This window comes from Pseudomonas arsenicoxydans (assembly GCF_900103875.1).
Taxonomy (GTDB): Bacteria; Pseudomonadota; Gammaproteobacteria; order Pseudomonadales; family Pseudomonadaceae; genus Aquipseudomonas; species Aquipseudomonas arsenicoxydans.
The window spans coordinates 594,168-605,619 of the sequence record NZ_LT629705.1; the positions used below are offsets into that span (position 1 = coordinate 594,168).

Here is an 11,452-nt window from a genome sequence, read left to right on the forward strand (position 1 = left end):
ACCGGACCATGCAAACTCGAGACGACATTTTCAACACCCTGCGCGATGCCTTGGTCGAACTCTTCGAGCTGGATCCTGACCGCGTCAGCCTCGAATCCAATTTGTATCAGGACCTGGAGATCGACAGCATCGACGCCGTCGACCTGATTGATCACATCAAGCGCCAGACCGGCAAGAAAATCGCCGCCGAAGAATTCAAATCGGTGCGCACCGTCGGCGACGTGGTCGAGGCGGTCTACCGTCTGGTTCAACCCGCCGCATGAGCCGATTGATCGGCCTGGGCCTGCTGCTGGCAGGCCTGTTGTACCCCTTTGCGGTGTATTTCGGCATGGAGCATTTTGCTCCGTGGCAGTTCGGCCTGTTGCTGGGCAGCTTGTGGCTGGCGCGTGCCGTGCTCGGCGCGCGCCGCCCTGGCAGCCTGTGGATGGCATTGACCGCCATCGGGTTTTGCCTGTTGCTGGCGCTTTTCGACAGTCCGCTGTTATTGCGCTGGTATCCCGTGCTGATCAACGCCTTCCTGCTCGGGCTGTTTGGCCTGAGCCTGAAAATCGGGCCGCCGATGGTCGAGCGGCTGGCAAGGCTGCGTGAACCGCACTTGCCGGCCAGAGCCATTGTTTATACCCGCCAGGTGACGATCGTCTGGTGTGTTTTTTTTCTCTTTAACGGTTTGCTCGCCGCCGCCCTGACGCTTTGGGCGCCGCTGAGCTGGTGGATGTTGTACACCGGCCTGATTTCCTACGGATTGATGGGCTTGCTGTTTGCCATTGAATGGCTCATACGACAACGGGTACGAGGCCACCCATGAATTGGATAAAACTTGAGCAGTTGCTGCTCAAGGCTCAACCGGAACGCGCCGTGACGGCCGAGCCGGCATTGAATCACGCACAGCTGTGCGAACAGGCGCTGAGCCTGGCAGCCGGCCTGCAATCCCAAGGCGTGCAACGCATCGCCGTGCACCTGGAAGACGCCGCCGAGCTGGCGATTGCACTGCTCGGTGCCTGGCGTGCCGGGGTCAGTGTACTGCTGCCCGCCGATCTGCAATCGCAAACTCGCCAGCGCTGGTCGAGCGAAGTCGATTTGTGGCTGACCGATCAGGCGGATGACGCGCACCTCACTGATTACCGCCACGCGCCACTGAGCGCCGCTGCGCTGGATCTGGATCGCTGCCAGTTAAGCCTGTGCACATCCGGCTCCAGTGGCGAGCCCAAGCGCATCGACAAGAACCTGCGTCAACTGGCCAACGAAGTTCAGGCGCTGGAACAGTTGTGGGGCGCGGATCTGGGGCAGGCCTGCATCATCGGCAGCGTCGCTACCCAGCACATCTACGGCCTGTTGTTTCGGGTGTTGTGGCCGCTGTGCGCCGGTCGCTCGTTCCTGCGCAAACAACTGGCTTTCCCGGAAGACTTGCAACGCGCCAGTCGCGAACACCCGGCGTTTGCCTGGGTTGCCAGCCCGGCGCTGCTCAAGCGCATGGGCGATAACCTCGACTGGCCGGCCTTGAGCGCCGTTCGCCGAGTGTTTTCATCCGGCGGCGCGCTACCGGTCGAAGCCGCGCAAAGCCTTTTTGAGCGGCTGCACCAATGGCCGACCGAAATCTTTGGCAGTTCGGAAACTGGCGGCATCGCCTGGCGCCAGGGTCACGAGCTCTGGCAACCCTTCGCAGATATCGAGCTGAGCCAGGACAGCGATGGCGCCCTCTTGATTGCGTCTCCCTACTTGCCCGCCGGCCACATCGAGCACACCGCCGATGCGGCCAGAATCGACGCCGACGGCCGCTTCGAACTGCTTGGACGGCTGGACCGGATCGTCAAGCTGGAAGAAAAGCGCATCTCGCTGCCGATGCTGGAAAAGGCGCTGACTGATCATGACTGGGTGGCCGAAGCGCGCCTCGGCGTGGTCCGGGAAAATCGCGCCTCGCTGGGTGCGTTGCTGGTGCTGACAGACGCCGGCCTGCATGCGTTGCGCAATCAAGGTCGACGCACCCTCACCGAAGCGCTGCGTCAGCATCTGAGCCAGCATTGCGAAGCCCTGGCTCTGCCGCGACGCTGGCGAATGTTGCGCCAGTTGCCGCTGAACGCTCAGGGCAAACTGCCCCAGGCCGACGTCGAAGCCTTGCTGCTGGCGCCCCGTCCCAAGGCGCCGCAAGTGTTGGAGCAAGTCGAAGTCGAAGGTGAATGGAGCCTGCAACTGGCGGTGCCGCCGGACCTGGCCTATTTCAGCGGACACTTCCCGAAGACACCGGTGCTGCCTGGCGTGGTGCAGGTGGATTGGGCCTTGAGCCTGGGCCAGCAATTGATGAAGCTGCCCGCAAAATTTGCCGGCATGGAAGTGCTGAAATTCCAGCAACTGGTGCGCCCGGGCGACGAAGTCCAGTTGCACCTGCGCTTCGACCCTGAACGCGGCAAGCTGTACTTCGCCTATCGCAATGAAACCGCGACCTGTTCCAGCGGGCGCATCTTGCTGGAGGCTGTGGGTGATGCATAACCCCTGCGCCGTGGTACCGGTCTACAACCATGAAACCGCCATCACCACGGTGGTCGACGCGCTGATTGCCAGCGGCCTGCCGTGTATTCTGGTGGACGATGCCAGCGATCAGGCCTGCGCCAGAGTGCTCGACCAGCTCGCGCAGCGCGAAATGGTTAACCTGATCCGCCTCGCCGCCAATCAGGGCAAGGGTGGTGCAGTCATGACCGGTTTTCGCGAAGCCTCGCGCCTGGGATTCAGCCACGCCTTGCAAGTGGACGCCGACGGCCAGCACGACCTGCAGGATGTGAAGACCTTCATCGAAGAATCGCGTCGGCATCCCGACGCGGTGATCTGTGGTTATCCGCAATACGACGCCAGCGTGCCCAAAGGTCGTCTGTACGCCCGCTACCTGACCCACGTCATGGTCTGGATCAACACGCTTTCATTGCAGATTCGCGATTCCATGTGCGGTTTCCGCATCTATCCATTGCCAGCAACGCTGGCGCTGATCGACTCGGCAAAAATCGGCAAGCGCATGGATTTCGACTCGGACATCCTCGTGCGGCTGGCCTGGCGCAAACTGCCGATGCAGTGGTTGCCGGTGCGGGTTCATTACCCGCTGGACGGCGTCTCGCATTTCCGCATGTTTCACGACAACGTGCTGATTTCCAGCATGCACACACGGCTGTTCTTCGGCATGTTGCTGCGGGCGCCGCTGATCCTCTGGCGACGGTGGCGGACATGAACATCAACGCAGACAAACAGCACTGGGCCGACCGACAGGAACGCGGCAGTTTCTGGCTGATGAAACTCACCGCGTTCGGCGCCAAGGTCCTCGGTCGCCGTCTGCTGAGCCCGCTGCTGTATGGCATCGTCCTGTATTTTTTCCTGTTCGGTCGCAGCGCCCGTCAAAGCGCCTGGCAATACCAGCAACGGCTCGCCGACTGGAGTGGTCGCCCAGAATTGCGCCCGACCCAGTGGCGGGTGTTCGGCCAGTTCATGGCTTTCGCCGATTCGATGCTCGACAAACTCGACGTGTGGAACGGCAAGCTGAGCATCGAGCAAATCGAAATCATCGACCCGGCACTGCTGCGCAATCAGTTGCGCGGAACCCGCGGGCAAATGCTGGTGGGCGCGCATCTGGGTAACCTCGAAGTCTGCCGCGCGCTGGCGGAGATCGGCGAGAAAGTCACGATGAACGTGCTGGTGCACACCAAGCATGCCGAGCAATTCAACCGTCTACTGGGTGAAGCCGGGGCGACCAACTTGCGGCTGATTCAGGTCAGCGAGCTGGACCCGCTGATCATGTTGCAACTGCATGAACGCCTCGAGCGCGGCGAGTGGCTGGCGATTGCCGGCGACCGTGTGCCGTTGCATGGCGGACGTAGCGTGACGGTGGACTTCCTCGGGCATCAGGCCGCGTTCCCTCAGGGACCGTGGCTGCTGGCCGGTCTGCTCAAATGCCCGATCAATCTGCTGATGTGCCTGAAGAAACCGTCGGGCCAATACCGCGTGACCCTCGAGCCGTTTACCGAGGCCGTGGTGTGGAAACGCAGCGACCGCGAACAGGTCATACATCAGTGGGCGACCCGCTACGCCGAACGCCTGGGTCACTATTGCCTCGAAGCGCCTCAACAATGGTTCAACTTTTACCCTTTCTGGAAGACCGATGACGACGCCAACGCTTGAGCCGGTAACCTTCGGCGAACTCCCTTTGCGCATTGAAGACGTGCTGGCCCTGGCCAACCGTCAGGTGCCGACGCAGTTGCAAAGTGATCCCGCGTACCGTGAGCGCATTGCCAAGGGCGCGCGATTCCTCGATTCCCTGCTGGACAAGGAAGGCGTGATCTACGGCGTGACCACCGGCTACGGCGATTCTTGCGTGGTCGCCGTACCGCTGCATCACGTCGAGGCCCTGCCCCGCCATCTGTACACCTTCCACGGTTGCGGACTGGGCAAACTGCTCGACGCCCAAGCCACGCGCGCGGTGCTCGCCGCGCGTTTGCAGTCGCTTTGCCACGGCGTGTCGGGTGTGCGCGTGGAACTGCTTGAGCGCCTGCAAGCGTTCCTCGAACACGACATCCTGCCGCTGATCCCGGAAGAAGGTTCAGTAGGCGCCAGCGGCGATCTGACGCCGTTGTCTTACGTCGCGGCTACCTTGTCCGGCGAGCGCGAGGTGATGTTCCGTGGCGAACGCCGCCAGGCGGCCGACGTGCACCGTGAACTTGGCTGGCAGCCGCTGGTGCTGCGCCCGAAAGAAGCCCTGGCATTGATGAACGGCACTGCCGTGATGACCGGCCTCGCCTGCCTGGCCTATGCCCGTGCCGATTACCTGCTGCAATTGGCCACGCGCATCACCGCGCTGAACGTGGTCGCGCTGCAAGGCAACCCGGAACACTTCGACGAACGCCTGTTCGCCGCCAAACCGCATCCGGGGCAGATGCAAGTGGCCGCGTGGCTGCGCAAAGACTTGGCAATCGACGCACCGACCGCGCCGCTGCATCGCCTGCAAGACCGCTATTCCCTGCGCTGCGCGCCGCATGTACTCGGCGTCCTGGCCGACAGCCTGAACTGGCTGCGCTCGTTCATCGAGATAGAACTCAACAGCGCCAACGACAACCCGATCATCGACGCCGAAGCCGAGCGCGTGCTGCACGGCGGGCATTTCTACGGCGGCCACATCGCGTTCGCCATGGACAGCCTGAAAAACCTGGTGGCCAACGTCGCCGACCTGCTCGACCGTCAACTCGCGCTGCTGGTGGATGAGCGTTACAACCATGGCTTGCCGAGCAATCTGTCCGGCGCCAGCGCTGACCGGGCGATGCTCAATCACGGCTTCAAGGCCGTGCAGATCGGCACCAGCGCCTGGACTGCCGAGGCCCTGAAAAACACCATGCCGGCCAGCGTCTTCTCGCGCTCCACCGAATGCCACAACCAGGACAAGGTGAGCATGGGCACCATCGCCGCCCGTGATGCGATCCGCGTGCTGGAGCTGACCGAACAAGTCGCCGCTGCCACCTTGCTCGCCGCCAATCAGGGCGTGTGGCTGCGCAGCAAGGCTGAAGACGCGCGGCCGTTGCCGCCCGCCCTGGCCGCCATGCACGAAGAACTGGGCAAGGACTTCCCGCCGGTCATCGAAGACCGTGCGCTGGAAGGTGAATTGCGCCTGTGCCTCAAACGGATTGCCGAGCAACACTGGAGGCTGCATGCGTAGCAAGGGAGTGCTTCATGCCGATACGGAAATCCTCGTACCGTTCTTTGACGTCGACACCATGAACGTCGTCTGGCACGGCCATTACATCAAATACCTCGAAGTGGCCCGCTGCGCGCTGCTGGACAAGATCGGCCATAACTACACCGCGATGGTCGAATCGGGTTATGCCTGGCCGGTGATCGACCTGCAATTACGCTATGTGCGTGGCGCCGTGTTCGGTCAGAAGCTGAACGTGCGCGCCAACCTGGTGGAGTGGGAGAACCGCCTGAAGATCAATTACCTGATCAGCGACCTGGACACTGGCGAGCGGTTGACCCGCGCCAGCTCGGTGCAGGTTGCTGTCGACATGACCAGCCGTGAGATGCAGCTGGCTTCACCAAAGATCTTCACCGACGCTGTTGAAAGGATGCTGGCATGAACCCGTTTTTTAGATGCCTCGGTGCGTTAGCACTGCTTGGGTTGTCATCGATCGCTCACGCCTTCGATCTGCAACAACTGAGCGATCAACTGGCCAGACCCGATGTGATCCACGGCAACTTCATCCAGGAAAAACACCTGCGTGCGCTGCCCCAGCCACTGACCAGCAAGGGCACTTTCGTCCTCGCAAAAAACCACGGTTTGCTCTGGCTGCTGAAAACGCCGCTGCAACAGGATTACCGCATCACCGACAAAGGCATCGCCCGACGCGACGCCAATGGTTGGCAGATGCTGCCAGGCAAGAGTGCCGGCACCGAGCAGAACCGGTTGTTCCTCGCCGTGCTGCAAGGTGACAGCAGCGGCCTGCAACGGGATTTCGAGCTGTCGATGAGCGGCGAGGCGCAGAACTGGAAGCTGACGCTGACCCCGCGCTCGATGCTGCTCAAACAAGTGTTCAACCAGATCAACATCACTGGCGGCGAATTGGTGCACAGCATCGAGCTGCTGGAAACCCAGGGTGACAGCACCCTGTTGCGCATGCAGGACAGCACCAGCGCCCAACCGCTGAGCGACGCGGAGCAACATGACTTTGCCGAGTGAACGCAGGCTCCCGTGGCTGTTTCTGATCCTGCTGTTGGCGGTGCTCGCGCTCGCCGGTTGGCAATGGCGTAACGGCGCGCCGCTGTCGGCCAACCTGATGGAACTGGTGCCGGGCACGGCGCCGGACGCGCTGGAACTGCGCGCCGAACAACGCATGCAAGAACCGCTGAACCGCGAAATGCTGGTGCTGGTCGGCCATAAAGATCGTCCGCAAGCCATCGCCATGGCGCAGAAACTGGGTGAGCAGTGGCAAGCCAGCGGTTTGTTCGAGAAGGTCCGGTGGACCCTGCAAGCCGACTTGCCAGCGTTGCGTACTCAATTGCTGCAAGGCCGATTGGCAATGCTGTCTGCCACGGACCGTCAGCAACTGATCGAACACCCCGACGCCTTTATCCAGCAGCGCGTGCAAGCGCTGTTCGACCCCTTCACCGGTTTCAGTCTGGTGCCGAGCCAGGATGACTGGCTGGGGCTGACCGGGCGCATCCAGAACAGCCAGCCACAACACGGCGCCGTGCAACTGGACATCGGCAGCGGTGCACTGGTGGCCGATGCCGACGGTAAAAGCTGGGTGTTGCTGCGGGCAAAAACCACCGGCAACGCCTTCGACATGAGCCTGCCCCTGCAAGTGGCCGCCCTGCTCAAACAAAGCCGCGAAGAAGCGGCACAGAGCGACGTTCAACTGCTCGCCGCCAGCGGCTTGCTCTACGCGGCCAATGGTCAGCAACAAGCCACCCGCGAAATGACCTGGGTCGGTGGCGGCGCTACCGTCGGCATTTTGTTGCTGCTGTTGCTGGCCTTCCGACGCTGGAGGGTCTTGCTGGCGTTCGTGCCGGTGCTGGTGGGCATGCTGTTTGGCGCCGTGGCTTGCGTGGCGCTGTTCGGTCACATGCATGTGATGACGCTGGTGCTGGGGTCGAGCCTGATTGGCGTTGCCGTCGATTACCCGCTGCATTACCTGTCGAAAAGCTGGAGCATGAAACCCTGGCACAGCTGGCCAGCGTTACGCCTGACCTTGCCAGGCCTGACGCTGAGCCTGATCACCAGTTGCATCGGCTACCTGGCGCTGGCGTGGACGCCATTCCCGGCGCTGACCCAGATCGCCGTATTCTCCGCCGCCGGCCTGATCGGCGCCTACCTGTCAGCGGTGTGCCTGCTGCCGGCGCTGCTCAAGGGCTCGGACCTGCGACCGGCGCAATGGCCGCTGCGCGTCAGTGAGTTTTTGCTGGAACTACGCGAATCGTTGCTCAAATTTGCGCGTACGCCGGTGCTGCTGGCACTGCTGATTGCCTTTTGCGTCGGCGGCTTGTTGCAACTCGAGAGCAAGAACGACATCCGTCAGTGGATCGGCACGCCGCAGCAACTGACCGACGAGGCCAGGACCATCGCGCGCATCACCGGTTATCAACCCACCAGCCAGTTCTTCCTGGTGCGTGCGGCCAACCAGCAGGAGCTGCTCGAGCGCCAAACCGCACTGAGCGAGCGTCTCGATCAGCTGGTCACGATGGACAAACTTCAGGGTTATCTGTCGCTCAACCAACTCGTCAGCCCACCGAGCGAACAGCGCAAAGTGCGCGAAGCGCTGAACAAATTGCCGCAATTCTGGCAGCCGCTGCTCGACCTCGGCGTGCCCGCGCAAGCGCTGCAGGCGGAGCTTGTGCAGTTGCAGGCATTGCCCACCGAAGACATCCACGCGGCGTTGACCGGTCCGTTGGCCGAGCCCTATCGCACCTTGTGGCTGGGGCCGACCGATGACGGTGTGGCGGCGATGATCAGCCTGCAAGGCCTGAACAATCCTTCGCTGCTGCGCGTTCAGGCGCTGGACTTGCCGGGTGTCGAACTGGTCGACCGTCTCGGTGAGCTGAACACGGTTTTCGCGGCGACCCAGATCAGTGCCGCCGAGCTCAAACTCGCCTCCTGCGCGCTGATCGTGCTGGTGCTGATCCTGCCATTCGGCCTCGGTGGTGCGCTGCGCATCGTCTCGCTGCCCTTGTTGGCCGCGTTGTGCAGTCTGGCCAGTCTTGGCTGGCTGGGTCAGCCGCTGACGCTGTTCAGTCTGTTCGGCCTGCTGCTGGTGACGGCGATCAGCGTCGATTACGCGATCCTCATGCGAGAACAAGTCGGCGGCGCCGCCGTGAGCCTGCTGGGCACCTTGCTGGCGGCGGTCACCACTTGGCTGTCGTTCGGTCTGCTGGCCGTGTCCAGCACGCCGGCGGTGAGCAACTTCGGCCTGTCGGTCAGCCTGGGCCTGGCCTTCAGCTTCATCCTCGCGCCGTGGGCCGGACGCCATGTCCACACCGCTGCCGTTACGGAGTCCGCCGCATGATGATCGCCGTGTTTTGGCTCATGGCCCTGGCAATGTTTGCCGCGGCCACCCGAGTCGGTCGGCATTTCGGCCTGATCCCGATCGTCAGCCAGTTGCTGCTGGCGACCTTCGGCCTGCCGCTGCTGATGTACTTCTGGATCGAGCCGGGATGGCAACTCAGCGGCGCCGAACTGATCTCGCCGACGTGGCTGAAAAACCTCTACAGCCTGAGTTTTGCCTTGCTGCTCGGACACATCCTCAGTGACGTGATCGACCTGCGACTGGATCGCCAGAGCCTGAAAATCGCCCTGCCGAGTTTCTGCATTCCGTTTATCTGCGGACTCGCCACCGCCATTTGGCTGCTGCCGGCGCAATCCTGGATCAGCTCGCTGGCGGTCGGCCTGGTGTTCGCCATCACCGCGATTCCGGTGTTGTATTTGTACTTGCGACACATCCACTACCCACCCGACGCCACCCGACGCCTGGTACAAACGGCGATTCTCATCGACCTGACGTGCTGGACGCTGTTCGGCTTCGCTCAAGGCAGTTTGCACCTGAGCAGCCTCCTGCTGCCGCTGGCCGGCGCTTGCCTTCCACTGCTGCTACGCGTGCTCGGTGCGCGCCAACCGATGCTGTACAGCGGCGGCTTCTTCGCACTGCTGGTGGTCGCCGAACACTTCAAGCTCAACGCGCTGATTTTCGGCATCGGTTACTTGTTGTGCATGGCCGCGCTGAAAGTGCCACTGGTGCTGCCGTTGCCGGCGATCTGGATGAGCCGCCTGCAAACCTGGATCGCCATTCCGCTGATCCTGACGTTCGGTATCGTGCAGATCAACGTTCACGCGGCGATGGCCAGTCTCGGCTGGATCCAGCTGGCGGCGCTGCTGCTGTTTCCGATCGCCAGTAAACTGCTGGGCAACTGGCTGGGCCTCTGCTGGGCCGGCGCCTCGTTCGAAGGCGCCAGTCGCTGGCGCGAAAGCCTGCTGCTGAATATTCGTGGCTTGAGTGAGATCGTCTTCCTCAACCTGCTGTTGCAACAACAGCTCATCAGTCCGGCGCTGTATTTCGCGCTGATGGTGATGGGTTTGATCGCGACATTGCTGCCGGCACTCGCCGGCATGCACAGCCCCCCTTTGAATATCGCCGCCCCGGCAAGGAGCCCCCGTGCCAACAGTTGAAATGGAACATCGCCAGGTCGTCGTTATCGGTGCGGGCCCCTCGGGCGCCATCGCCGCCGCGCTGCTCAAGCGCAAAGGTCATGACGTGCTGATGATCGAACGCCAGCATTTCCCACGGTTTTCCATCGGCGAAAGCCTGTTGTCGCACTGCCTGGATTTCGTCGAAGAGGCCGGCATGCTCGACGCGGTGAACGCCGCCGGGTTCCAGTTGAAAAATGGCGCGGCGTTCGCTTGGGGCGAGCAGTACAGCGCCTTTGATTTCGGCGACACGTTCAGCCACGGCAAACCGACCACCTTCCAGGTTCAACGCGCCGATTTCGACAAGCTGCTCGCCGACCAGGCCGAGTTGCAAGGCGTGGAGGTTCGCTACGGCGAAGCTATCGTCAGCGCCGATTTCACCCTGGCAAAACCGCAGCTTGATGTGTTGCGAGAAGATGGCAGCCAATACCGCGTCGAAGCTGATTTCGTGCTCGACGCCAGCGGTTATGGCCGCGTGCTGCCGCGCTTGCTGGACCTTGAGGCGCCGTCGAACTTCCCAGTGCGCCAGGCCGTGTTCACCCACATCGAAGACAATATCGACAGCCCGACCTTCGAGCGGGAAAAAATCCTCATCACCACCCATCCGACCCATCGCGACATCTGGTTCTGGACCATCCCGTTCAGCAACGGCCGGTGCTCGGTCGGCGTGGTGGCGGCGGCCGAGCACTTTGAAGGCCGCATGGAGAACCTCGACGAGTGCCTGCGCGGCTTTATCGCTGAAACCCCAAGCCTGGCCGGCGTTCTGAACAACGCTGTGTGGGACACCCCCGCGCGCACCATTGGCGGCTACTCGGCCAACGTCAAAACCTTGCACGGCCCGGGCTTTGCGCTGCTGGGCAACGCCGCGGAATTCCTCGACCCGGTGTTCTCCTCCGGCGTGACCATCGCCATGCGCTCGGCGAGCATGGCCGCCGGCGTTCTGCACCGCCAACTGCAAGGTGAAAGCGTCGATTGGCAAACCGAGTTCGCCGCACCGCTCAAGCGCGGCGTTGACACATTCCGCTGCTACGTCGAAGGCTGGTACGCCGGGACCTTCCAGGATGTGATTTTCCATCCGGACGGTTCACCGGACATCCGCCGCATGATCAGCGCGATCCTCGCCGGTTATGCCTGGGACGAGCGCAATCCGTTCGTCAGTGAACCCAAGCGTCGGCTGCGCATGCTGTCAGAACTCTGCGCCAGAGATGTCACATGAATAACGTGAACGCCTTTTTGTGGCGAACTTCCCTTGAAGGT

11 protein-coding genes are annotated in these 11,452 nt (G+C 62.3%); all 11 read left to right on the forward strand.

Going from position 1 to position 11,452, the window contains the following annotated elements; all coding sequences use genetic code 11:
• Positions 1–8: 8 nt before the first annotated feature.
• Genes BLQ41_RS02625 through BLQ41_RS02675 form a run of 11 tightly spaced genes read left to right on the forward strand, consistent with a single transcriptional unit; the run spans position 9 to position 11,411 of the window.
• Positions 9–263 (forward strand): acyl carrier protein, encoded by a 255-nt coding sequence (locus BLQ41_RS02625; protein WP_090176510.1) that lies wholly within the window; start codon positions 9–11, stop codon positions 261–263.
• A complete protein-coding gene (locus BLQ41_RS02630; RefSeq protein WP_090176512.1) occupies positions 260–805 on the forward strand; it encodes a COG4648 family protein in 546 nt (181 codons plus the stop codon). The genes BLQ41_RS02625 and BLQ41_RS02630 overlap by 4 nt, the downstream gene beginning before the upstream one ends.
• Positions 802–2,484: an acyl-CoA synthetase family protein gene (locus BLQ41_RS02635; RefSeq protein ID WP_090176515.1), complete on the forward strand. Its 1,683-nt coding sequence runs from the start codon at positions 802–804 to the stop codon at positions 2,482–2,484. The genes BLQ41_RS02630 and BLQ41_RS02635 overlap by 4 nt, the downstream gene beginning before the upstream one ends.
• Positions 2,477–3,211, forward strand: a complete 735-nt coding sequence (locus BLQ41_RS02640; protein ID WP_090176517.1) for a glycosyltransferase family 2 protein — start codon at positions 2,477–2,479, stop codon at positions 3,209–3,211. The genes BLQ41_RS02635 and BLQ41_RS02640 overlap by 8 nt, the downstream gene beginning before the upstream one ends.
• A complete protein-coding gene (locus BLQ41_RS02645; RefSeq protein WP_090176520.1) occupies positions 3,208–4,155 on the forward strand; it encodes an LpxL/LpxP family acyltransferase in 948 nt (315 codons plus the stop codon). The genes BLQ41_RS02640 and BLQ41_RS02645 overlap by 4 nt, the downstream gene beginning before the upstream one ends.
• On the forward strand, positions 4,136–5,680 hold the full coding sequence (locus tag BLQ41_RS02650; RefSeq protein ID WP_090176523.1) for an HAL/PAL/TAL family ammonia-lyase: 1,545 nt from the start codon (positions 4,136–4,138) through the stop codon (positions 5,678–5,680). The genes BLQ41_RS02645 and BLQ41_RS02650 overlap by 20 nt, the downstream gene beginning before the upstream one ends.
• The gene (locus BLQ41_RS02655; RefSeq protein WP_090176526.1) at positions 5,673–6,098 is read left to right on the forward strand and encodes an acyl-CoA thioesterase; all 426 of its coding nucleotides are present in this window, start codon (positions 5,673–5,675) and stop codon (positions 6,096–6,098) included. The genes BLQ41_RS02650 and BLQ41_RS02655 overlap by 8 nt, the downstream gene beginning before the upstream one ends.
• Entirely contained in the window at positions 6,095–6,697 is a 603-nt protein-coding gene (locus tag BLQ41_RS02660; RefSeq protein WP_090176528.1) for an outer membrane lipoprotein carrier protein LolA, read from the forward strand. The genes BLQ41_RS02655 and BLQ41_RS02660 overlap by 4 nt, the downstream gene beginning before the upstream one ends.
• Complete coding sequence (locus tag BLQ41_RS02665) at positions 6,681–9,020, forward strand: MMPL family transporter (RefSeq protein WP_090176531.1); 2,340 nt, start codon at positions 6,681–6,683, stop codon at positions 9,018–9,020. Before BLQ41_RS02660 ends, BLQ41_RS02665 begins: the two co-directional genes overlap by 17 nt.
• A complete protein-coding gene (locus BLQ41_RS02670) occupies positions 9,017–10,177 on the forward strand; it encodes a cation:proton antiporter (RefSeq protein WP_090176534.1) in 1,161 nt (386 codons plus the stop codon). Before BLQ41_RS02665 ends, BLQ41_RS02670 begins: the two co-directional genes overlap by 4 nt.
• The gene (locus BLQ41_RS02675) at positions 10,164–11,411 is read left to right on the forward strand and encodes an NAD(P)/FAD-dependent oxidoreductase (protein WP_090176537.1); all 1,248 of its coding nucleotides are present in this window, start codon (positions 10,164–10,166) and stop codon (positions 11,409–11,411) included. Before BLQ41_RS02670 ends, BLQ41_RS02675 begins: the two co-directional genes overlap by 14 nt.
• The last annotated feature ends 41 nt before the right edge of the window (positions 11,412–11,452 follow it).

Coding starts and splice junctions, on each gene's coding strand:
- BLQ41_RS02645 (WP_090176520.1), top strand. CDS start 3,208: ATGAACATCAACGCAGACAAACAGCACTGGGCCGACCGACAGGAACGC.
- BLQ41_RS02650 (WP_090176523.1), top strand. CDS start 4,136: ATGACGACGCCAACGCTTGAGCCGGTAACCTTCGGCGAACTCCCTTTG.
- BLQ41_RS02625 (WP_090176510.1), top strand. CDS start 9: ATGCAAACTCGAGACGACATTTTCAACACCCTGCGCGATGCCTTGGTC.
- BLQ41_RS02635 (WP_090176515.1), top strand. CDS start 802: ATGAATTGGATAAAACTTGAGCAGTTGCTGCTCAAGGCTCAACCGGAA.
- BLQ41_RS02670 (WP_090176534.1), top strand. CDS start 9,017: ATGATGATCGCCGTGTTTTGGCTCATGGCCCTGGCAATGTTTGCCGCG.
- BLQ41_RS02630 (WP_090176512.1), top strand. CDS start 260: ATGAGCCGATTGATCGGCCTGGGCCTGCTGCTGGCAGGCCTGTTGTAC.
- BLQ41_RS02640 (WP_090176517.1), top strand. CDS start 2,477: ATGCATAACCCCTGCGCCGTGGTACCGGTCTACAACCATGAAACCGCC.
- BLQ41_RS02665 (WP_090176531.1), top strand. CDS start 6,681: ATGACTTTGCCGAGTGAACGCAGGCTCCCGTGGCTGTTTCTGATCCTG.
- BLQ41_RS02655 (WP_090176526.1), top strand. CDS start 5,673: ATGCGTAGCAAGGGAGTGCTTCATGCCGATACGGAAATCCTCGTACCG.
- BLQ41_RS02660 (WP_090176528.1), top strand. CDS start 6,095: ATGAACCCGTTTTTTAGATGCCTCGGTGCGTTAGCACTGCTTGGGTTG.